Genomic DNA, 20838 nt, shown 5'->3' on the forward strand with positions numbered 1-20838 from the left:
GAAGTCCCCGCGCACGGTGTCACACCGCTAGCCGGTGGCGAGCACAGTGCCCGCGCCGACTGTGCGGCCACCCTCCCGGATGGCGAAGCCCAGACCCGGCTCCAACGGCACCGGGCGGCCCAGTTCGACGGTCACCTCGACCGTCTCCCCCGGCATCGCCACCCGGATGTCGCCGGGCAGCGTCACGTCGCCGACCACGTCGCCGGTGCGGATGTAGAACTGCGGGCGGTAGCCGGTGGTGATCGGCGTACGCCTGCCGCCCTCCGCCGCGCCGAGCAGGTAGACACGCGCGGTGAACACGCTGTGCACGGCGACGCTGCCGGGTTCGACGACGACCTGGCCGCGGCGGACCTGATCGCGTTGCACGCCGCGCAGCAGCAGCGCGACATTGTCGCCCGCCTCCGCGACATCCATGGTGCGGCCGAAGGTTTCGACGCCGGTGACGACCGAGGTGAGCTCGTCACCGAGGCCGAGCACGGCCACCCGATCGCCGAGCCGGACCCGGCCGCGTTCCACCGCACCGGTGACCACGGTGCCGCGGCCGGTGATGGTGAGGACGTTCTCCACCGGCAGCAGGAACGGCGCGTCGGTGTACCGGACCGGGGTCGGCACGTGCGTGTCGACGGCGTCCAGCAGCTCCAGCAGCGCGGCCGTCCACCGCTCGTCGCCGTCCAGCGCACGCAGGCCCGAAACCCGGACGACCGGCAGGTCGGCGCCGGGATAGCCCTGCGCGGTGAGCAGTTCACGCACCTCCAGCTCGATCAGGTCGAGCAGCTCCGGGTCACCCGCGTCGGCCTTGTTCAGGGCAACGACGATGTGCTCGACGCCGACCTGACGGGCCAGCAGCACGTGCTCGGCGGTCTGCGGCATCACCCCGTCCTGCGCCGAAACCACCAGGATGGCGCCGTCCAGCTGGGACGCCCCGGTGATCATGTTCTTCACGAAATCGGCGTGTCCCGGCATGTCGATGTGCGCGTAATGCCTGGTCGCCGTCTCGTATTCGACGTGCGCGATATTGATGGTGATGCCACGCTGCGCCTCTTCCGGCGCCCGGTCGATCCGGTCGAACGGCACGAAGCTGCCGCCGCCCCGCTCCGCGAGCACCTTGGTGATCGCCGCGGTGAGCGTGGTCTTGCCGTGGTCGACGTGGCCCATCGTGCCGATGTTGAGGTGCGGCTTGGTGCGAACATAGGTCTTCTTGGACATGGTTTTTCCTGGCTTGCCTGGCGGGCACGAGCGAATGTGCCCGACGATGTCGAGCGGGACCTCAGCGACGGGGCGACCTTCCCCGTCCGAGGTCCCGGGACATCCCGGGGAAGGTCAGCTTCGGGCTCCGTCGAGCTGCGCGGCAGATGCTGCCGAGGCGGCCAGGACAGCAGCCATCGCGCCCGCGACTGCGGACGATGCGACGATGGCGTAGCTGAACATGCTGGGAATGGTAAGCGTCGAGACCCGCTGAGCGCGACGCATTTTCCGGGTGCCGGGAGCCGCGCAATCGGCCACCGCCGTGCGAAGGCTCGCCGTGCACACGAGCGTCACCGCCCGGCGGCTGTCTGGGTGTTTACCGGACGCCGACGGATGTCATGAGCCGGTGGACCGCTGGCTGACCCATTCGAAGGCTTCGGCTTTTGATCGTGCGCCTTCGGCGGTGCGGGAGCGGTTCGGTTCGCCGAGGTCGGCGCGGAGGTTTTCGGAGAGGTCGACCAGGGTGGCGAGGGTGGTGGGGGTGAACCAGGTGGGGCGGGTGGCGAAGAGGATGTCTTCGGTGGCGGTGTTGCCGCTGGCGCCGGGGGCGAAGGGGCAGCCGCCTAGGCCGCCGAGCGCACCGTCGACCATTGTGGCGCCGGCCGTGATGGCGGCCAGGGTGTTGGCTACGCCCATGCCCCAGGTGTCGTGGCCGTGGAAGACGATGCGGCGCTGGGGGGTTCGCGTGTGGACGGCGGAGACCAGTGCGGCGACCTCGCCGGGATGGGCTTGGCCGAGGGTATCGGCGAGGACGATGTCGTCGGCGCCCGCGGTGCGCGGGTCGTTGGCGATGGCGATGACCCGCTCCGGATCGACCGGGCCGTCGAACGGGCAGGTGAAGCTGGTGGCCAGGCACAGCTGGATCGAGCCGCCCACGGATGTGGCGAGCCGGACCGCGTCGGGCATGGCGGCGACGCTGTCCTCGGTGCTACGGCCGATATTGGCCTTGTTGTGCGCGTCCGAGACGGAGAAGCAGTACTGGAAATTGCGCACCCCCGCCGCGGCCGCCTTCTCGACGTGCCGCGGCGTGGCCACCCACACCCAACAGTGTTGCAGCTCTTCGGGGCTCAGCGCGGCGATGAGCTCCATGGTGTTGGCCATCGGCGGCACCAGGTCGGGCCGGGCCATCGAGCCGATCTCCAGCGCGGGCACGCCGAGCCCGAGCAGCCGCCGGACGAGGTCGGCCTTCTGCTCGACCGGCAACACCTTTCCGGTGAGCTGCAAGCCGTCGCGCAGGGTGACGTCGCGCAGGATCGCCGAGCTCACCGCTCGTCCCGCTCCTGCCGCGGCGCGCACATCACGCCGCCCCACGGCTTTTCGTGCACACCCGCGGGGTTCGGATGCACGGTCGGCCGGGTGAATCCCGGCGAACGGATGTCGCGTGGGCCGCGTCGCGGTGGTCGCCTGCGGTCTTCCCTCATTTCGCCTCCAAGGCGTCGATCTCGCTGTCGCTCATGCCGAGTAGCCCGGACAACACCTCGTGCGTGTGCTCCCCCAGATCGGGTCCGACGTTACGGATGGGCAGGGACTGTTCGCCGATCACCGGGACGATGCCGGGGAAGCCGACCGACTTCGGTTCCGCCGCACCGACATCCACCGAGAACTGCTGAATCATGTTGCGCGCCTTGTACTGTTCGTCGGCGACGATGTCGGCCGCGGTGTAGATGGGGCCGCAGGGGATGCCCGCGGCCTCCAGGATCTTCAGTGCCTCGGCGCGCGTGTGCCTGCTGGTCCACTCGGTGATCGCGGCATCGAGGCGGTCGTGGTTGCGCCAGCGGCCCGCGTTGTCGTGTAGGTCGGGGTCGGCGGCCAGGTCGGGGCGGTCGATCACCTGCATGTAGCGCTGGAAGATGGCGTCACCGTTGCCGCCGATGATAATGCTGACGCCGTCGCTGCACGGGTACGCGTTGCTCGGGGCAATGCCCTCGACCAGACCGCCGGTGCGTTCGCGTTTGATGCCGTAGGCAAGGTAGTCGGGCACGAGGGATTCCATCACCGACAGGATCGTCTCGTTGAGGGCGACGTCGATGACCCGCTCGCGCAACGGAATCGGCGTCTCGTCCGGCTTGCGCTCGCGCTGGAACAGCGCCATCACGGTGCCGAAGGCGGCATAGACGCCCGCGATCGAGTCACCGATCGAGACGCCCGTGCGCACCGGCGGCCGGTCCGGTTCGCCCATCAGTTCGCGCAGGCCGCCGACCGCCTCGGCGACGGCGGCGAAGCCCGGCCGGGACGCGTGCGGCCCGGTCTGCCCGTAGCCGGAGATCCTGGTGATTACCAGATCGGGGTTCGCCGCGTTGAGCACCTCCGGGCCGAGCCCCCACTTCTCCAGCATCCCGGGCCGGAAGTTCTCCAGCAGTACATCGCACCGGCGGACCAGGTCGAGCGCGACGGCGCGGCCCGCTTCGCTGCGTAGGTCCAGCGTGATCGACTTCTTGTTCCGGTTGACGGTGCGGTAGAGCATGGAGGTGTCGCCGCCGTAGAGCCGCCAGTTGCGCAGCTCGTCTCCCGCCTTCGGCCGCTCCACCTTGATGACCTCGGCGCCGAAGTCGCCGAGGATGCGCCCGGCGGTCGGCGCGGCAATGTAATTGCCCAGCTCCAGGACGCGAACACCGTCCAACGGCCGAATACTCATCGCACCAGTGTCTCAGGGGCCCGAGCGGCAGCGCACGACGACACCTCGCTGGGACCCATCTACCCCACGTGCTCGCGCAGGTAAGCCAGATCCTCGGCGACCCCGTCGGCGGGAGTTTCCAGGATGACCGGGGCGTCGGCGGTCTTGCAGACCTCGGCGAGTAGCTGGGGGTCGATGGTGCCGTCGGCGAAGTTTGCGTGCCGGTCGGCGCCGGAGTTGAACTCGTCGCGCGAGGAGTTCAGGTGCACCAGGTCGATGCGGCCGGTGATCGCCTTGATGCGGTCGACGACGCCGATCAGTTCCTCGCCGCCCGCCCAGGCGTGGCAGGTGTCGAGGCAGAAGCCCGCGCCGAAATCGCCGACGGCGTCCCACAATCGGGCGATCGAATCGAAATGCCGGGCCATCGCGTGGTTGCCGCCCGCGGTGTTCTCGATGAGGATCGGCACCGCGAAGCCACCCTTGTCCTGCTGGCGTTCGAACAGTTTGCGCCAGTTGTCGACGCCGGTCGCCAGCTCGGCGTCCGAGCGCACGTGCCCGCCGTGCACGACCAGACCGATCGCGCCGAGGTCGGCGGCGGCCTTGGCCTGCTGGGCGACCGCGTTGCGGGAGGGCATGCGCAGGCGATTGTTCAGGCTCGCCACATTGATCTGATAGGACGAGTGCACCACCACGTCGATCGGGCTGGCCACGATCTCCTCGGTCCGCGGGTGCGGGGTGGGTTTGTCCCAGCTCTGCGGGTCGACGACGAACATCTGGATGACGTCGGCGCCGAGTTTCTCGCCGAAGCCGATCGGATCGCCGTCGAGCCGGACATGTGCGCCAATCTGCATGAGGGCCAGCTTAACGACCACCACCGACAGCGAGCCGCGCACGGCGAACCGCGATTTGTTGCATCGCGGGAGTCCGGCGAGATACATCGGTAGTATCCGCGCGCTCGACCCGACAACGGGGGTGAATACCGTGTTGCAGACCGACGATGTCGTCGCCGGCCAGGTTCTCGATGGTGTCCTCGACCGGCCTTGCCCCGCTTTCGCTGGCGGGCCGCCGGTCCGGTGACAACTGCTATGGTTTCGATGTTTTCCGTGGTCCGGCCCGTGCCTGATCGCGCGTTCTTATGCTGTACGCCTGTTCGTCGGTGGGTCCCGGCGGGCGGCGGGAAGTGGAGCAGACATGCTGGCCAGCGGTGACGTTTTCGCCGGTTATGTCATCGAGCGGCAACTGGGTCGCGGTGGCATGGGTTCGGTCTACCTGGCGAAACACCCTCGGCTGCCGCGCCTGACCGCGTTGAAGCTGTTGAACAGGGAGATGTTCTTCGACAAGGAGGTGCGGGCGCGGTTCGAACGGGAGGCGGATCTGGTCGCCCAGCTCGACCACCCGAATATTGTCACGGTCTACGACCGCGGGCTCGAGGCCGAGCAGCTGTGGATCTCCATGCAGTTCATCGACGGCATCGACGCCGCATCGGTGCAACCGCAGGCGCTGCCGCCGGAGCGCGCCGTGCAGATCGTCAAGGAAACCGCGGACGCCCTCGACTACGCGCACGGCATCGGTGTGCTGCACCGCGACGTGAAGCCGGCGAACATCCTGCTGGCGCGCGGCGGTGGTGGCCGCGGCGAGCGGGTGTACCTCACCGACTTCGGTATCGCCCGCTTCCGGGACGACACCGGCCATCTCACGCAGACCGGAACCTTCACCGCCACACTGGCTTACGCCTCGCCCGAGCAGCTCACTGGTTCGTCGCTGGACCATCGGTCGGATCAGTATTCGCTGGCGTGCTCGCTGTTCTGGTTGCTCACCGGGACCGGCCCGTTCTCCGCGACCAACCCCGCGGCGGTCATCCAGGGTCATCTGCAGGGTGCGCCGCCGGCCTTGAGCAGCCACCGCCAGGGCCTGCCCTACGCGCTGGACAGCGTGCTGGCCAGAGCGATGGCCAAGCGTCCGGAGGACAGGTACCCCACCTGCGCCGACTTCGCCGCCGCCGCCCGGCACGCCCTGACCAATCCCAGCGTGCCCTCGATGCCGGTGGCCGGCGGGCCGCGGCCGTTCACCGCGCCACCGACGGCGGTGGCCGGACCACGGCCCACCACCGGGCCGAGGCCGACCACCGGACCGCGCCCCACCACGGGACCGCCCACCCCGACCACCGGCGCGCCCTACCCGGCGCAGTACGGCCAGCCGACCAGCGGGCCGAATCACCTTGCGGGATCACCGTTCACGCCGCCACCGGCCACGCTGGCCGCGCCGCAGTACGGCAACGGCCAGGCACCGCAGCCGACCGCCCCGTACGCGGGGCAGCAGTTCGGCAACAACTACGGCCCGCCGCCCATGTCTCCGGTCGGTGTCGGCGGACGGCCGCCGAAGAAGTCCAACGTCGGCGTCATCATCGGCATCTGTGTCGGAGTCGTGGTGCTGCTCGTGCTGACGCTGGCCATCATCGGCGCGGTCAGCGATTCGACCGCCTCCGGCGGCGATACGACACCGAGTTCGGTCGCGTCCGGCGTGAACGGGCCCGGCACCACGGTGCCCGCGACCGTGGACTCGATCAGTGCCGAGTTCCCGCGTATGGTGCCCGCCACCAAGACGGAGCAGGTCGGCTACAACGGCGCAAAATGCTGGGAGACCGACGCCACGTACACGCCGTCGCCGAGCGAGGGCGACCCGGAGTTCGGTGACTGGGCCTGGCAGTGGCGCTGCTACGGCGGCGGCGACAGCTCCGACCCGCTCTATCGCATCTACGTCTACAAGTCCGCCGCCGACGTGCAGGCGGTGCTGAACACGCTGCCCGCCAACACCAAGTCCACCGACACCAACGGCGGAAAGTCCTACACCAACTACAAATACGACACGGGCGGCCCGAAGATCGTCACCGCCTTCACCGGCGATCCGGACCGCGCCCAGTACCTGATGTTCACCGACGGCTCCGGCTCTATCGATCAGACCCTGCGCTGGTGGCGCTCGGCGCCGCTGAACTGATCCATGCTGCAACCCGGAGAGATATTCGCCGGGTACACCATCGAACGGCTGCTCGGTCGCGGCGGCATGGGCTCGGTGTACCTGGCGCGGCACCCCCGCCTGCCACGGTTGACGGCGATGAAGCTGTTGAACCCGGAAGTGTTCCACGACAAGGAGATCCGTACTCGGTTCGAGCGGGAGGCCGACCTGGTCGCCCGGCTGGATCACCCGAACATCGTGACCGTGTTCGACCGCGGCGTCGAGGACGAGCGGCTGTGGATCTCGATGCAGTACATCGACGGCACCGACGCCGCCGGGGTGGACGCGCGGTCGTTGCCGCCGGAGCGCGCGTTGCAGATCATCGGCGAGACCGCCAAGGCGCTCGACTTCGCGCACCGTCGTGGCGTGCTGCACCGAGATGTGAAGCCCGCCAACATCTTGCTCGAACGCACTGCCGGCGCGGGCGAACGAGTGTTCCTGACCGATTTCGGGATCGCGCGCTTCCGCGATGACACCGGGCGGCTCACGCAGACCGGAACCTTCACCGCCACTTTGGCGTATGCGTCACCGGAGCAGCTGTCGGGCGCGCTGCTCGATCACCGCTCCGACCAATACTCGCTGGCCTGCACGCTGTTTCGGCTACTAACCGGCACGGTGCCGTTCGACGCCACCAACCCGGTCGCGGTGATTCAGGGCCATTTGCAGGTGCCGCCACCGCCGGTCAGCCGATTGCGGCCGGGGCTGCCGCTGGCACTGGATGCGGTGCTGGCCAAGGCGATGGCGAAGCGGCCCGACGGACGATTCGATTCCTGCGCCGAATTCGCCGGTGCCGCTTGGCGTGCGCTCACTGCGACGCAAGAGTTCGGCTCGCCCTCGGCACAGCAGCAATTTGCGCCGTCCTCGGCACAGCAACAGTTCACGCCATCCCCGGCACAGCAGCTCACGCCATCCTCGACACCGAACCAGTTCTCGCCCTCCGCCCTACCGCACAAGTTCGCACCGTCCTCCGCGCCGAGCCAGTTCGCGCCACCGCACCCGCTGAATCAGCAACGCGCCATGGGGCAGAACGGGCACGACGCCGGTCCCGCTGGGCGCAGCCCAGTCCCCGTGCGACGCCCGAAGTCCAACGCCAAACTCGGCGGCGGCATCGGCGTTCTTCTGGTGCTCGGCCTCATCGCCTCGCTCATCATGTCCTCCCGCGGCGAATCAGGTTCGGCGGGACCGACGGTCACCACGACCACGACCACGCCACGTGCCACAGCTGTCGCCGACACCACAGAGCCGCCGACCTCGGCACCACCCGCGACGACCGCCGACCCCGCTCAGGTGGGCGCAAACGCGGCGGCGCTCAGCGCCGAGTTCCCGGCGATGCTGCCGAAAACCACTGCCCAGCAGCTGGTTCAGTCCGGTTCGGGCTACAACAAGGCGGGCTGCTTCTCCTATGACCCGGCCTCGGCGCCGACCATCGACGAGGAGGATCCCGCCTTCGGCGCCTGGCTGGTGATGTGGCGCTGCTTCGGCGGCACCGAGAACAAAGCGGCCTTCTCCTTCTACCTCTACAACTCCCCCACCGACGTCCGCGCCGCGCTGGATGCCCTACCCGCCAACGACCGGACCGCGGCCACCAATCACGGCCACACCTACACCAATTACACGTTGCACAACAGCAGTACCCGGCGCCCGCGGATGATCACCGAGTTCACCGCCGACCCGCAACGCGCCACGATCCTGATGTACAGCGCGGGCTTCATCGCCACCGAGTCCGAGCTGATGCAGTGGTGGACCGACGCCCCACTGAACTGAGCGAGAGCCGACCACCGCCGCGACCGGAAGACCCAGGGGTTCAACCGAATGCGTGATGCACGAATTCGTGGGTCGGATGGAAGCCGATGGACTGGTAGATCTTGCTGGATGTGCGGTTGGCGGTGTCGGCGAACAGGCACACGTTCAAGTTGTCGGCGCGCAAGACTTGCGCGATGTGCGCGGTGACGGCGCTGGCATAGCCGTGCCCGCGCTCCTGCGGCGGTGTGTACACGAGGCCGACGCGGGACCAGCCGTGCACGGGAAGGTGATGGGCGGCAAAGCTTGTCGGGCGGCCGTCGCGCTCCCAGAACCACATCAGTCCGGCCGCGACCCGGTTGCGGATGGTCGCCTTGTCCGGTCCGGCCGGCGAGATCCCTGCTTCGGCCCGCATGGCCTCGGCCCATTCGAGACACAGCTCGACCTCGGATTCGGTTGCCCGGCGCGGACTCCCGGGCACATCGGGGATACGCAGCGCACCGAGCCGGTACAGCCTGGTGGTGTAGGACGGCTGGACGCCGACGCCGAGGCGGTCGCTCCACCGCTTGGCGAAACTATCGGCGTCGGCGGCAAGCCCTTCCACCCCGGCGCTTTCCGGTGTCACCTCGGCCAGCGCGTCCGCCACCGCGCTCGCACCGCCCTCGGGCAGCTCGCCCAGGTACATGTCCCGGTCCGCGACCCGCATGGCGACACCGGCCACGGACGCGCCGTCGCCGTACAGCGCCAGAAATCGCGAGCCACCGTCGGCGGCCTGCAGACCGGCCACGTGGTTGGCGATGCTGGTGCTGATCACGGTGTGCCGCAGCGGATCACGGAGCAGGAACGACTCGGTGCGCGAGCGGAACTCGGCCGCGTCCGTGCTGATCTCGATCCTCATGATCACCACGGTAGGCGGCGGATGCGTTGCGCGCCCGCGTGTCTCGCCCGGCCTGCCACGATGACCGATCAGTGGTCGAGTCGGCGCACGGCTCAGTTGGGTTCGGCGTCAATCCGTTTCGTTGCCGCCATGGCCACCTGTGCGAAGTTTGAGCAGGACCAACCCTGCGGTGCACGCGAGAATCAGTCCGGCGACGGTGATTTCGACGTGTAGGCCTGCGATGCCGAGGACAGCCCCGACGATGCCGCCAATGAAGATCAGCCAGGCGAGTGTCCGCGAAAGAATCGTGGACAGCGAGCGCGCTGACCCGTTCGACACGAGATGCTGCGAAGAAGCCGACACCGCATCCTTGGCGGCTGCGGACGACTCCTGCTGCGACGCTGTCGAGTAAGCTCCCATCATCCACTCCTCGATGACGCCGATCAGAGAACCAATGCCGCGTTCATCACACAACGCTTCTCTCATCTGGGTACAGGCGTCTCACGCGTAACTTTGCTCACACGCTACGACCATGCCGGGCCATATGACAGCGACACGTGCCCACGACACGCCGAAGAGACCAATTCGATATCTGAGTTACCGGCATTTAAAATGGGCGTGTCCGACGCACCGGCGGCGACCGCTTCGCCTGGCCCGGTGGACCGCGCTCGAGTAAGGTGATGCCCACTCGAACCGCAGCAGGAGTTGTCACCGATGGAGAGCACCAGGACCAAGATCGCAGGTCCGGCGATCGCCGCAGGCGCGATCTCCGTCGGGCTAGTCCTCATCGGCGCCTGCGGAATCGGCAAGCAGGACACCTACGTCGCACCCCCACCGTTGCAGTCGGACCCGAATGTCGCGCCCGTGGTGCACTCGGGAACCAGCGTGACGGTGCCGAAGGTGTCGATTCCGCCGTCGCCGACCTGGCGCATCGCCCCATATCAGGCGCCCCAGGCAACACCGTTCACCGGATTCGCCACCACGACGTCCGGCGAGCCGGCCCCGGAAGAGTCGCACGGGATTCCACCGCACGAGTCCCCGTCCGAGGACACCCGCCCGCCTGCCACCACCACCGAGGCGCCCACGACGACCGAGGCGCCGACGACCAGGCCGACCACCACCCGGCCGACCAGGCCGCGGCCGACGACAACGACTCCGGACGAGCCGACCACCCGCCCGTCCGAAAGCCCGTCCGGCGGTTTGAACACCGACCACGAGTGACCCGCGGTGGTGCGCGAAGCACGCACCACCGCAAGGATTTACAGCTCGGGCAGCTCGTGCTCGCCGACCCGCGCGCTGAGCACCCGCAGATGCTCCAGCCCGCCGCCCAGGGTCCGTTCGATCGCGGTCAACCTGGCCACGTAGTGACTAACCGGGTACTCGGCGGTGACGCCGATCCCGCCGTGCAGCTGGATCGCTTCCTGACCGATGTGCCGCGCCGAGCGACCGACCTGGAGCCGGGCCCGCGAGGCGACCTGGTCGTCGATCGCACCGTCAGCCGCGGCCGCGGTGGCGTAGAGGCTCATGCTGCGCGCAAGTTCCAGGGACACATACATGTCCGCCGCTCGATGCGTCAGTGCTTGGAACTTCGACAGGGTGACCCCGAACTGCTTGCGCTGCTTCAGGTAATCGGTCGTCAAGCGCAGCGCCTCCTCCATCGCACCGATGGACTCCGCGCACAGGCTCGCCTGCGCTTGGCCCTGTGCGGCCCGAATCGCCTCGGCCGCATCGACTTCGCCGCCGAGCGGTTCGGCCGCGGCCTGATCGAACTCGACCTGCGCGCCGCGCTGCCCGTCCACCGTGCGGTAGGCCTTGCGGCTGACGCCCTCGGCATCGGCGGCGACCAGGAACAACCCGGTCCCGCCGCCCGGCAGCTGTGCGCTGACCACCAGCTCGTCGGCGCAGTCGCCGTGCGTCACCGGGTTCTTGATGCCGGTCAGCGCGTACGAATCACCCTGCGGCACAGCGGTAGTGGCCAGCTCGGTGGCCGGCCAGCGCACACCGGGTTCGGCGTGCGCGAAGGCGAGCAGCTTGCTGCCCGAGGCCACCTCGGGCAGCACGCGCTGCCGCTGTTCGGTGCTGCCCGCGAGGGTGATCAGCGCGCCGGGGATCAGCACCGCATCGAGGATCGGCTCCGGCGCCAGCCTGCGCCCCACCTCCTCGAGCACCACCATGGTCTCCACCGGGCCCGCGCCGACGCCGCCGTCGTCCTCGCTGAAAGTCAGTCCGAGCACGCCGAGTTCGGCGAGCTGCTGCCACACCTCACGGCTCCAGCCGAGTTCGGTGTCGGTCACCTTCAGCCTGGTCTCCGGGTCGTAGTTGCGAGCGAGCAGCTCACGCACCGTGTCCCGCAGCATTTCCTGTTCATCGGTGAGATCGAAATCCATGGCGGCGCCTCACAATCCGAGGATCGTGGAGGCGATGATGGTGCGCTGCACCTCGCTGGAGCCTCCGTAGATGGTTGTCTTGCGGTAGTTCAGGTAACTGGGACCGCTGCGCTGCGCCCAACCGGGCGAAGCGATGTCGTCGGCGCCGACCGGCACCGCGTCCGGGCCCGCGATATCGAGGAGCAGCTCGGTGGCGGCCTGCTGCAGCTCCGAGCCGCGCAGCTTCAGCACCGAAGACGCCGGATTCGGCTTGCCGTCCGAGGAGTTCGAGACCACGCGCAGCTGGGTGAGTTCCAGCGCGAGCAGCTCGTTCTCCAGTTCGGCGAGCCGCGCCGCGAACAGCGGATCCTCGAGCAGGGTTCCGCTGCCCGACCTGGTCTGCGCGGCATACTCTTTCGCCACGCCGATCTTCACCTTGGTGCGACCGACGCCGGTGATGCCGGTGCGCTCGTTGCCGAGCAGGAACTTGGCGTAGGTCCAGCCCATGTTCTCCTCGCCGACCAGCTGATCGGCGGGCACCCGGACGTTCTCGAAGAAGACCTCGTTCACCTCGTAGCCGCCGTCGATCAGCTTGATCGGGCGGATGGTGACACCGGGCGACTTCACGTCGAACAGCAGGAACGAAATACCCGCCTGCTTCTTCGGGGCGCTCGGATCGGTGCGCACCAGGCAGAAGATCCAGTCCGCGTACTGCGCGAGGGTGGTCCAGATCTTCTGGCCGTTGACGATGTAGGAGTCGCCGTCGCGCACCGCGGTGGTGCGCAGCGAGGCCAGGTCCGACCCGGCGTCGGGCTCGGAAAAGCCCTGGCACCACCAGATGTCGAGCGCGGCGGTGGGCGGCAGGAAGCGCTGCTTGAGCTCCGGCGAGCCGAAGTGCGCGATCACCGGGCCGACCATCTGGGCGTTGAACGTCAGCGGATCGGGCACCGAGGCGAGCTGCATCTCGTCCTGCCAGAGGTGGCGCTGCATCGGGGTCCAGTCCTTGCCACCCCACTCGACGGGCCAGTTCGGCACCGCGAGGCCGTGGTCGTTGAGGGCCTTGTGCGAGCGGACGATGTCGTCGCGGGACAGCTCCCGGCCGTATTTGAAGCGCTCGCGGATGTCGGCGGGGATCTCGGTCCGATAGATGTTTCGCAGTTCGTCGCGGAAGGCGACTTCATCGGGGGACAGGCTTATTTTCATACGCAGCTCCGTCTGTGTCTCGTACGTCCGAGTCCAACCTACCCTCCGGTAATCCTCCACTGTCGACTGGATCACACAGGTAGGACACGCTCGGCGGGCGTCAACCAGGGGTGGACACCGGCGCTACCTGGGCGGCACCTCGGACGAACTGGTACGTTGCTGGACGTGGGTTGGGGACCCCGAGACTTTGCGTATCGAGGAGTTCGAGTGAACGGCAGGACCATCGCACGAGCCAGTACGGCCGTGGCAGCGCTCGGCATCGGCGCGGCACTGACCCTGGGTGGCCCGGCCACCGCCGATCCCGAACCGTCACCGGTGGACGCCGCACTCACCCACCTCACCGAGATCGCGGGCCCGGACCCGACCGTGCAGGCGGGTGTCGGCGCGCTGACGCAGTACACCAAGGTCGCCGACGTCGCCGGATTGCGCCACGTGACGAGCGCCTTCACCCCGTTCGCCTACGCCGCACCCACTTTCGGCTGTGGCAGCGTCGGCCCGGTCACCACGATCATCGCGGCCGCGACCACCGACGGCGCCGGTAGCAGCCAGGACCTCAATATCGCGCCGGGCACGCTGCGGTTCAGCGCGACGCCCGCGCACACCGGCGCGCCGCTCGCCTCCGGCCTCGTCGTGGCCTGGGTGAACATCAACAACGGCGCCAGCGGCATCGATTCGCTCGACGATCTCACCGAATACGGCCTGCCGTCGCTGTCCAAGACGGTGCACAGCGGGCCCGGCACGGTAATTGCCTCGATGTGGGGCATCATCAACTATCCGTTCGCGAACTGCGTGATGACGCCGACCGTCGGCACCTTCATGGTGCCGGACCAGCCGGTGAACCACCCGAGCAATCCGTCGAACACGACCGGTCCCGGACTGACCGCGCCTGGCCCCAACGGGACCGAGATCGGCCCGGCGCCGGCCCCCGCACCGTCCGCCGCGCCGAGGCCCGCGCCCGCTCCGGCCCCTGCCGCTCCCCCGGCGCCCGAGGCTGCTCCGGCACCCGCCCCCGCTCCCCCTGCGGTACCCACCACCCCCGGCGCGCCCGCGGGTGCCGCGGTGCACGGCGAGTTCACCAAGCCTGCCAGCTGACTCGGCGGCACCGCCACGACGGACGGTGCCGCACAGCCTGGTTCAGCGCACCTTCGCGAAGAACGCGCGGATATCGGCCACATGCAGCTCGGGCAGTTCCATCGCCACGAAGTGATTGCCGGTATTGCCCTCCGGCCAGTGCACGATGTCGTTGTCGCGCTGGGCAAGTCGCAGCATCAGCGCTGATCCGCCACCGTAAACGCCGGTCGGCACCCGCTTCTGCCCCTTCGGCCAGGCAAATCCGTTGTCCCCGAGGCCGTTGTACATGGGCCAGGACGAGGTAGCCGCGGTATTGGTGAACCAGTACAGACTGACCGTGGTCAGCAAATGGTCGCGGTCGATGACATCCTCGGCCTGATCGGCGAGCGGGGCGAATTCGTTGAACTTGTGCATGAGCCAGCCCAGCAGGCCGACCGGTGAGTCGGTCCACGCGTGCGCGAAGGTCTGCGGGGCGGCGCGCAGCAACTCGTGGTGGTTCACGCCGGTCATCCACTGCTGCATGAGATCCCATTCGGCGCGCTCGTCCGGGGTCATCGTCGGTACGTCGGCCGCGCTCGGCATGCCGATGCCACCATCGATGTGCACGCCGATCACTCGGTCCGGCGCGGCGATCGCCATTTCCGGCACGACGTAGGCGCCGAGATCGCCGCCCTGGGCACCGAATCGCTGGTAGCCGAGCCGCTGCATCAGTACCAGCCACATCTCGGCCACCCGCTGCGGCGTCATCCCCACCTCGCGCGGCGCTGCCGAGAACGCGAAGCCGGGCACCGACGGCACCACCACGTGGAAGGCCTGCGCCGGGTCGAGTCCGTGCTTGCGCGGGTCGGCGAGCAGGCCGATGGTTTTGCTGAACTCGGCGAAGGTGTTCGGCCAGCCGTGCGTCAGGATCAGCGGCACCGCGTCCGGCTCGGGCGAGCGGACGTGCACGAAATGCACGTCGAGGCCGTCGATTTCGGTAATGAACTGCGGAAACTCGTTGAGCGCCGCTTCCTGTGCCCGCCAATCGAATTCGGTCCGCCAGTACTCGGCGAGCTCGCGCAGGTAGGCGACGGGCACGCCACGCTCGCGCCCTGCACCGGGCAGCTGGGCCGACCAGCGGGTCCGGCTCAGCCGATCGTGCAGGTCCTCCAGGTCCGCCTGGGCGATGTCGATGCGGAACGGGCGAACAGCGGTGCGGTGGTCGGTCATCGAGAGGCTCCTCGTGTGTCGGTCGTTCGATCCGAGCACTACGTTAGGAACCATGTAGGACCATCTATGTCCTATTTTTCTGGCAATGTGAGATTCATGAACGACACCCCCGCCCGCCTGTTTCGCCTGCTGTCCCTGCTGCAGACCCCACGCGAATGGCCGGGCAGCGAACTGGCCGAACGACTCGGCGTCACCGACCGCACGGTGCGCCGCGATATCGACCGATTACGCGAACTCGGTTATCCGGTCGAGGCGACGATGGGTGCGGCGGGCGGCTATCGGCTGGTGGCGGGGTCGGCGCTGCCGCCGTTGCTGATCGAGGACGACGAGGCGGTCGCCATCGCGGTGGGATTGCGGGCCGCGGCGGGCTACGCGGTCGCGGGCATCGAGGAGGCGTCGGTGCGCGCGCTCACCAAGCTGGAGCAGGTACTGCCCGCGAAGTTGCGCCGCAGGGTGCGGGTACTCGGCACCGCGCTGGCACCACCCACCGACACGGGACCACTGGTCGATCCGGAGGTGCTGACGGCGCTGGCCGCCGCCGTAACCAATAGGGAGCGAGTGCGTTTCACGTATCGCGACGGCAACGGCACGCAATCACGCAGGCATGCCGAACCCGTCGGCCTCGCTCCGGTCCGGCACCGCTGGTACCTGGTCGGCTACGACGTCGATCGCGACGACTGGCGCGTCTACCGGGTCGATCGCGTGGAACAGGTATTGCCGACCGCCGCTCGCTTCGCCCCGCGAGAACTTCCCGCGGCCGATCCCGCCGCCTATGTGGCGGGACGCCGAACCGACTGGGGTACACCGACTTTCCGGCTCTCCGTCACCATTCACGCACCCGCGCAACGGATCGCAGGCCGCCTCGGCGACGACCCGGGCGACCTGGTCGCGATCGATGAAAACTCTTGCCGCCTGGACACCCGCCGCGACGACTCACCGGAGTGGTTGGCGCACCGGCTGATCACCCTCGGCGCCGACTTCGAGGTGCACGAGCCGCCGGAGTTGCTCCGACAGCTACGCACGGTCTCCGCGCGCATCGAGCGCGCCGTCGGCGGCTCGAAAGGGCAAGCTCAGCGGGACAATTGAATACGCAGCACCGCGCCGCTCTCCGTACCCGCCAGCAGCTGGTTCGGTTGCCCCGGCGTTGCGACCACTGATGTCAACGGCTGGCCGGTGAGTACTGCGCAGGCCGCACCGCTCGCGGGGTCGACGCGGACGAGCTGGCCGGACAGCGTGGTCACGTACAGGATGCCGTCGGCATCGATGAGCAGATCGTCGGCGAAGTCCGGCACACCGGGCAGCGACGAGGCGAGGTTCGCGACCACAGTCTGCGCACCCGGGTCGTCGATCGCGATGCGGACGAGCTGGCCGAGCGTGCTTCCGTTAGCTGTCACGTACAGCGAATTTCCCTGCACAACAACGCCATTGGCTCCTGCCCTGGCCGCCTTCCCGGTCCACGCGGTATCGACACTGCCGTCCGCGCGCACCCGGATGACACCGGACATGGCGGCGACGTAGAGATTGCCTGCCGCATCGAAGGCGGCGCCATTGGGCATGGTGAAGCCGGAGACGAAGACCTCGGGCTTCGGGTTCGCGGCCGCCGGATCGAAACGGACGACGCCGCCGGGTCGGATCGCACTGGTGGGGGAATCGCCGTAGACGACATAGAGCAACCCGTCCGGTCCGCTGCGGACAGCGCCGGGGAACTCGACGGGGACGGTCGCGGTGAGCGCACCCGAGCGGTCGTAGCGCTGCACCTCGTTGCGGTAGATCCGGGAGACCCACAGATTGTCCTGGGCGTCGTAGCCGACGTTCTCCGACCAGTCGAGCACCGGTATGCCGGCGGGGACCGCGGTCGCGGCCTGCGCGGGCGCGCACGAGGCGATCGGCTGCGTGGTGGCAGCGGGGTCCGCAGCGGCGGCCGGTGCGGTGCAGGCCAGGGCGACCAGCGCCGCCGACCACAGCAGCAGGGAGCGCCGGGGCGATGGGCGACGGAGTCTTCTCAACGGGCACCTCGGTCTCTGCAAGCCGACACAGCAATCTGCGGGCAGTCTAGCCACCTGGACAGCGGCCTTCCGGCCCGATACCAACCCTGGCCGGGGCGAAGGCGGTCCGGCGCCGGTGCGAGGTCATCGTGAAGTCCACTGAGCGCCAAGATCTTTGGCAAGATCTTGGCATGCCCTTTTTCGACGGCGCCCGTGGCCGGTTGCACTATCGGCGGTGGCCGAGCGAAAACCGCGTTGCGACAGTGCTGCTGCTACCCGGGCTAGGCCAGCACAGCGGCCACTATCACCGCTTCGCGCGGTCGCTGAAGGCCGCAGGCATCGGGACCTGGGCCCTCGATACCTCAGGTCACGGACTGAGCGAGGGCGATCCACGCAAACCCGGCACGCTCGCCGAGCTGGTCGCGGACGCGCGGCGGCTGTTCGACCTCGTGCGAGCGGCCGAGCCGCAACCCCCCTTGATCTTGATGGGTCACTCGCTCGGCGCGGTCACCGTGCTCGGCATGTTCGGTGCCGCGGTACCGGATCCGGGTGCGGCGACCACGGATTCGACGATTGTGGAACGCGACTGTCCGCTGCGACCCGCCATCCCGACCGACGCGGTGACCGGCGTGGTGCTGTCCGGCGTGCCGAAACGAGCGCTCGGCGGTGGCGCCCCCGGTGCGCCGGGTTCCGCACTGCCACGCAACCTTCCGGTGCTCGCCGTGCACGGCGTCGAGGACCGGCGAGCGCCGATTGATGCGGTGAAGGTATGGACTCGGCGCCACGAATCGGTAGATTTACGGGCGTACGCCGACGCCGGGCATGATCTTCTGCACGAGCCGGTGCACGCGCGGGTCGCTGCCGACATCGCGGACTGGATGCAGGGTGTCGTCGTGGGGTTGGCACGGCGCCCGTGAACTGAGCCTCGCTCAGAGATGAGGAAGGGGGACGTCGAGGTGCCATCGAACGAGAACGCCAACGGTGTCGGACGCCCGGATCTGTCCATAGTCACGGCGCCCGGCGTCACCGTCGCCGCCTTGCACACCGCGGTCGACGACGGGGAGCTGTGGATCGACGGCATGCTGGTGGCCGAGGGCGTGCACGAAAAGTGCGCGCGCCGCTACGAGCAGCTGGCCAACCAGATCGAAGAACAGATGCGATTACTCAGCGCCGCCTCGTCGCTGCCGGGGTTCGGCGGGTTCGCCTCCGGTGACGCACTGCGCGCGGGTTTCGAGAACAAGGCGCACGGCGCGCTCACCCGGCTGTGGGAATACGCCGAAGCCGCCAGGGAACTTGCGCTCACCTTCCGCGCCGCAGGCTCGGCCTACCAGGGCGCCGACTCCCTGCTCGCCGCGTCGGTCGGCCGGATCGACGCGGAGGGAACGGCCCATGCGTAGATTGCCGCACACACCGGGGCAGACGTTCGTCCGGCGCAACGACCCGCCCTACGCGCCGAACGTCGAGATCTTCGACAGCATGACCCATCGCGAGATCCATGAGAAGGTCCAGCTGCTGAAGCCCGCGGTGCTCGCCGGTGGGCAGCAGGCCTGGGGCGACGCGGCCGCCGGACTGGCCGACGCGGTCGCGCAGGCGCACCTCGAGGTCCGGGCGGCTATCGCCGACGGCTGGCGCGGCGGCGCGGCGCAGAAAGCCGCCGACGCCGTGCACGCGTTCGAGCAGACCGGTCAGGACCTCGCCGACGTGCTCGCGGTGGTCTCGCAACGGCTCGGTCAGGCCGGCGACGCGGCCGAGGCGCTGCGGGCCGCGGTGTCCGCGCCGACCGCGAAGGCGCCCGATCTCGGTGCGGCGCTGCTGGATCCGACCCAGGCCACCAGCAATATCGCCGACCAGAAGTCGGCCGAGCACACGCGCCAGGACATCGTGCGGGCGATGAACGACATCTACGCCGGTGTGTTCATCCCGACCGGTACCGACGTGCCCGCGTTCGGGGACCAGCAGTCCGGCGACGTGCAAGTCACCACCTATACGACACCGGTCGCGAAGGTCGCCGGGCCTGGACTCAGCGCGGAAAGCCCTGTCGCGCCCACGGTTACGCTGGACGCGCCCTCGGACACGAGTCGGCTCGTCGGGGAGCAGGCAGCCGAATCGGAGGCCGAGGAAGCTGTCGCAGTCGAAGAGCAGCCGACCGAGAGCACGCCGGCCACGGTTGCCGCGAACGGTATTCCCGATACGGTCGCCGGAAGTGTTTCGGCACCAACGCCCCTGCATGTCACCGCCGCCGGAGTAGATGCTCCGCAGAACTCAGCCCCGGCCGCGACCAGCACAGTGCCGAGCTCCACTGCGATCGCCGCACCGAACACCACCACCGCGTCGGCGGCCCCGCAGGTCGTCGTGCCGGGTACCGCGGCCCCGGCCGCGCCCGACGAGCAACGCAAGCGCGACGAGCGGCGCAGGGACAGCACCAGTGACGCGGTGACCGGGCTCGGCGCGGGCGCGATGGGCGGACTGATGGGCGGTGCGATGGCCATGGGCGACGCACCGCGCCAAGGATCCAGCGTGGCCGCGAACGCGACCGCCCGCGGCACCCGCTACGACGACGAGGACGAAGACGACTTCCACTTCGACGACCTGCCGACCTTCCTCGAACCGGCCGACGACAACGGCGAGCTGATCGGCGCCATCGATCCGACCACGCCACCGGTGCTCGGCGAGTGGACCGAGTTGGAGTGAATTGGACGCTGACGCCGGACCAGTTCGCGCTGGCCTGGGCGCGCACCGACGGCGATCGGATGCCTTATCCGCTGGCCGTTCGGCTCTCCGCGCGCGACACCGAGGAGCGGGACGCGCAACTACCGGCGTTGCACAGTTGGTGCGATCGGGTGCTCGACGCCGACTTGGAGGCGGCACTGCGGGTGCTCGGCGCGCCGGAACTGCGGATCGAGGTGTACGGCGAACGCGACAGCACGCCGGGGCCGGACGATGCGGTCCTCCGGCCGGTGCGGGTGCTCGGTGCCGCGGCAGGCAATGTCGCGGTGGTGGCCGCGCAGCGCCCCGGCGCAACCGCGGAGCACGGCGGTGACATCCGTCTGTTCGTCGGCAGCGTGAAAAGTCTGACCGCCCGGGTGGTTTCGATGCTGCCGGAGAACTCCCCGGGAACCACACCCCGGCTGACCGCACCGCTGGCGCGCGTCGGCGAGGACAGCCGCGACCTGGTCACCGTGCCGGTCGCCGGGCCGACGGTGCCCGCGCGCATTCGCCGGATGCTGCGGCAACCGAGGGACGGCATCGGCCAGATCGTGGTGTCGGCCCGGCGCGGCGACGGCGAGTTGCGCCCGTTCGGGGTGCTCTGCTGGATCGACGTGTGCGACGACGGCCGCTACTCGGTGCGCACCGGCACCGACGTCGACATCGTTCCGGTCACCGCGCACGGCTTGATCGCTCAGCTGCGCCCGATGGTCACCGCCGCCGAGCGCACCATCACCTACGCCCAGCGCTGGTAAACCCCGTCGCCGCACACCTTTTGATTTCCCGCACAGGGAATCGCATGCGATTTCG

Annotated in this window: 20 protein-coding genes; 9 read left to right on the plus strand and 11 right to left on the minus strand. The window is 68.9% G+C overall.

Features of this window, described 5'->3' with window-relative positions:
- Positions 1-27 precede the first annotated feature (27 nt).
- From tuf to IBX18_RS26765, 5 genes are all read right to left on the minus strand, one after another.
- Positions 28-1206 carry an elongation factor Tu gene (gene tuf / locus IBX18_RS26745; RefSeq protein WP_194836259.1) on the minus strand — a complete coding sequence of 393 codons (1179 nt, stop codon included), beginning with the start codon at positions 1204-1206 and terminating at the stop codon, positions 28-30.
- 375 nt (positions 1207-1581) lie between these two features.
- Positions 1582-2511 carry a hydroxymethylglutaryl-CoA lyase gene (locus tag IBX18_RS26750; protein WP_194836260.1) on the minus strand — a complete coding sequence of 310 codons (930 nt, stop codon included), beginning with the start codon at positions 2509-2511 and terminating at the stop codon, positions 1582-1584.
- Complete coding sequence (locus tag IBX18_RS26755) at positions 2508-2666, minus strand: hypothetical protein (protein WP_159080695.1); 159 nt, start codon at positions 2664-2666, stop codon at positions 2508-2510. The genes IBX18_RS26750 and IBX18_RS26755 overlap by 4 nt, the downstream gene beginning before the upstream one ends.
- On the minus strand, positions 2663-3880 hold the full coding sequence (locus IBX18_RS26760) for a CaiB/BaiF CoA-transferase family protein (protein WP_194836261.1): 1218 nt from the start codon (positions 3878-3880) through the stop codon (positions 2663-2665). The genes IBX18_RS26755 and IBX18_RS26760 overlap by 4 nt, the downstream gene beginning before the upstream one ends.
- Before the next feature lie 59 nt (positions 3881-3939).
- Positions 3940-4710: a deoxyribonuclease IV gene (locus IBX18_RS26765; protein WP_194836262.1), complete on the minus strand. Its 771-nt coding sequence runs from the start codon at positions 4708-4710 to the stop codon at positions 3940-3942.
- A gap of 340 nt (positions 4711-5050) precedes the next feature.
- On the opposite strand from IBX18_RS26765, the gene IBX18_RS26770 reads away from it, so the two are divergent.
- Positions 5051-6853 (plus strand): serine/threonine-protein kinase, encoded by a 1803-nt coding sequence (locus IBX18_RS26770; RefSeq protein WP_194836263.1) that lies wholly within the window; start codon positions 5051-5053, stop codon positions 6851-6853.
- Positions 6854-6856: 3 nt separating this feature from the next.
- Positions 6857-8635, plus strand: coding sequence for a serine/threonine-protein kinase (locus IBX18_RS26775; protein WP_194836264.1), 1779 nt, complete (start codon positions 6857-6859; stop codon positions 8633-8635).
- A 40-nt stretch (positions 8636-8675) separates the two neighbouring features.
- Here the strand turns inward: IBX18_RS26775 and IBX18_RS26780 are convergent, their stop codons facing one another.
- Both IBX18_RS26780 and IBX18_RS26785 read right to left on the minus strand, forming a co-directional pair.
- Positions 8676-9509: a GNAT family N-acetyltransferase gene (locus IBX18_RS26780; protein WP_194836265.1), complete on the minus strand. Its 834-nt coding sequence runs from the start codon at positions 9507-9509 to the stop codon at positions 8676-8678.
- 108 nt (positions 9510-9617) lie between these two features.
- Positions 9618-9974 carry a hypothetical protein gene (locus IBX18_RS26785; RefSeq protein ID WP_194836529.1) on the minus strand — a complete coding sequence of 119 codons (357 nt, stop codon included), beginning with the start codon at positions 9972-9974 and terminating at the stop codon, positions 9618-9620.
- Positions 9975-10202: 228 nt separating this feature from the next.
- On the opposite strand from IBX18_RS26785, the gene IBX18_RS26790 reads away from it, so the two are divergent.
- The gene (locus IBX18_RS26790) at positions 10203-10709 is read left to right on the plus strand and encodes a hypothetical protein (protein WP_194836266.1); all 507 of its coding nucleotides are present in this window, start codon (positions 10203-10205) and stop codon (positions 10707-10709) included.
- A gap of 38 nt (positions 10710-10747) precedes the next feature.
- On the opposite strand, the gene IBX18_RS26795 is transcribed toward IBX18_RS26790, so the two are convergent.
- Together IBX18_RS26795 and IBX18_RS26800 are read right to left on the minus strand one after the other, a co-directional pair.
- Positions 10748-11875 (minus strand): acyl-CoA dehydrogenase family protein, encoded by a 1128-nt coding sequence (locus IBX18_RS26795; RefSeq protein WP_194836267.1) that lies wholly within the window; start codon positions 11873-11875, stop codon positions 10748-10750.
- Between the two features lie 9 nt (positions 11876-11884).
- On the minus strand, positions 11885-13057 hold the full coding sequence (locus tag IBX18_RS26800) for an acyl-CoA dehydrogenase family protein (RefSeq protein ID WP_194836268.1): 1173 nt from the start codon (positions 13055-13057) through the stop codon (positions 11885-11887).
- A gap of 207 nt (positions 13058-13264) precedes the next feature.
- On the opposite strand from IBX18_RS26800, the gene IBX18_RS26805 reads away from it, so the two are divergent.
- Positions 13265-14149: a hypothetical protein gene (locus tag IBX18_RS26805; RefSeq protein ID WP_194836269.1), complete on the plus strand. Its 885-nt coding sequence runs from the start codon at positions 13265-13267 to the stop codon at positions 14147-14149.
- Between the two features lie 42 nt (positions 14150-14191).
- On the opposite strand, the gene IBX18_RS26810 is transcribed toward IBX18_RS26805, so the two are convergent.
- Positions 14192-15337, minus strand: a complete 1146-nt coding sequence (locus IBX18_RS26810; RefSeq protein ID WP_194836270.1) for an epoxide hydrolase family protein — start codon at positions 15335-15337, stop codon at positions 14192-14194.
- Positions 15338-15433: 96 nt separating this feature from the next.
- Between IBX18_RS26810 and IBX18_RS26815 the strand changes: the two genes are divergently transcribed.
- A complete protein-coding gene (locus tag IBX18_RS26815) occupies positions 15434-16423 on the plus strand; it encodes a YafY family protein (RefSeq protein ID WP_194836271.1) in 990 nt (329 codons plus the stop codon).
- Here IBX18_RS26815 and IBX18_RS26820 read toward each other — a convergent pair.
- Entirely contained in the window at positions 16408-17343 is a 936-nt protein-coding gene (locus tag IBX18_RS26820; RefSeq protein ID WP_194836272.1) for an SMP-30/gluconolactonase/LRE family protein, read from the minus strand. The genes IBX18_RS26815 and IBX18_RS26820 overlap by 16 nt on opposite strands.
- A gap of 170 nt (positions 17344-17513) precedes the next feature.
- Between IBX18_RS26820 and IBX18_RS26825 the strand changes: the two genes are divergently transcribed.
- Genes IBX18_RS26825 through IBX18_RS26840 form a run of 4 tightly spaced genes read left to right on the plus strand, consistent with a single transcriptional unit; the run spans position 17514 to position 20783 of the window.
- Positions 17514-18239, plus strand: coding sequence for an alpha/beta hydrolase (locus tag IBX18_RS26825; protein ID WP_194836273.1), 726 nt, complete (start codon positions 17514-17516; stop codon positions 18237-18239).
- Positions 18240-18257: 18 nt separating this feature from the next.
- A complete protein-coding gene (locus tag IBX18_RS26830; protein WP_228541797.1) occupies positions 18258-18719 on the plus strand; it encodes a hypothetical protein in 462 nt (153 codons plus the stop codon).
- Positions 18712-20013, plus strand: a complete 1302-nt coding sequence (locus IBX18_RS26835) for a hypothetical protein (protein WP_194836274.1) — start codon at positions 18712-18714, stop codon at positions 20011-20013. Before IBX18_RS26830 ends, IBX18_RS26835 begins: the two co-directional genes overlap by 8 nt.
- A complete protein-coding gene (locus IBX18_RS26840; protein ID WP_194836275.1) occupies positions 20010-20783 on the plus strand; it encodes an ESX secretion-associated protein EspG in 774 nt (257 codons plus the stop codon). The genes IBX18_RS26835 and IBX18_RS26840 overlap by 4 nt, the downstream gene beginning before the upstream one ends.
- The last annotated feature ends 55 nt before the right edge of the window (positions 20784-20838 follow it).

It is taken from the genome of Nocardia sp. XZ_19_369, from assembly GCF_015355715.1.
GTDB lineage: Bacteria > Actinomycetota > Actinomycetes > Mycobacteriales > Mycobacteriaceae > Nocardia.

Bases quoted from the DNA above. Each gene is read 5' to 3' on its own strand.
- tuf (WP_194836259.1), bottom strand. From the start codon at position 1,206: ATGTCCAAGAAGACCTATGTTCGCACCAAGCCGCACCTCAACATCGGC.
- IBX18_RS26755 (WP_159080695.1), bottom strand. From the start codon at position 2,666: ATGAGGGAAGACCGCAGGCGACCACCGCGACGCGGCCCACGCGACATC.
- IBX18_RS26760 (WP_194836261.1), bottom strand. From the start codon at position 3,880: ATGAGTATTCGGCCGTTGGACGGTGTTCGCGTCCTGGAGCTGGGCAAT.
- IBX18_RS26765 (WP_194836262.1), bottom strand. From the start codon at position 4,710: ATGCAGATTGGCGCACATGTCCGGCTCGACGGCGATCCGATCGGCTTC.
- IBX18_RS26770 (WP_194836263.1), top strand. From the start codon at position 5,051: ATGCTGGCCAGCGGTGACGTTTTCGCCGGTTATGTCATCGAGCGGCAA.
- IBX18_RS26775 (WP_194836264.1), top strand. From the start codon at position 6,857: ATGCTGCAACCCGGAGAGATATTCGCCGGGTACACCATCGAACGGCTG.
- IBX18_RS26780 (WP_194836265.1), bottom strand. From the start codon at position 9,509: ATGAGGATCGAGATCAGCACGGACGCGGCCGAGTTCCGCTCGCGCACC.
- IBX18_RS26785 (WP_194836529.1), bottom strand. From the start codon at position 9,974: ATGAGAGAAGCGTTGTGTGATGAACGCGGCATTGGTTCTCTGATCGGC.
- IBX18_RS26790 (WP_194836266.1), top strand. From the start codon at position 10,203: ATGGAGAGCACCAGGACCAAGATCGCAGGTCCGGCGATCGCCGCAGGC.
- IBX18_RS26795 (WP_194836267.1), bottom strand. From the start codon at position 11,875: ATGGATTTCGATCTCACCGATGAACAGGAAATGCTGCGGGACACGGTG.
- IBX18_RS26800 (WP_194836268.1), bottom strand. From the start codon at position 13,057: ATGAAAATAAGCCTGTCCCCCGATGAAGTCGCCTTCCGCGACGAACTG.
- IBX18_RS26810 (WP_194836270.1), bottom strand. From the start codon at position 15,337: ATGACCGACCACCGCACCGCTGTTCGCCCGTTCCGCATCGACATCGCC.
- IBX18_RS26815 (WP_194836271.1), top strand. From the start codon at position 15,434: ATGAACGACACCCCCGCCCGCCTGTTTCGCCTGCTGTCCCTGCTGCAG.
- IBX18_RS26825 (WP_194836273.1), top strand. From the start codon at position 17,514: ATGCCCTTTTTCGACGGCGCCCGTGGCCGGTTGCACTATCGGCGGTGG.
- IBX18_RS26830 (WP_228541797.1), top strand. From the start codon at position 18,258: ATGAGGAAGGGGGACGTCGAGGTGCCATCGAACGAGAACGCCAACGGT.
- IBX18_RS26835 (WP_194836274.1), top strand. From the start codon at position 18,712: ATGCGTAGATTGCCGCACACACCGGGGCAGACGTTCGTCCGGCGCAAC.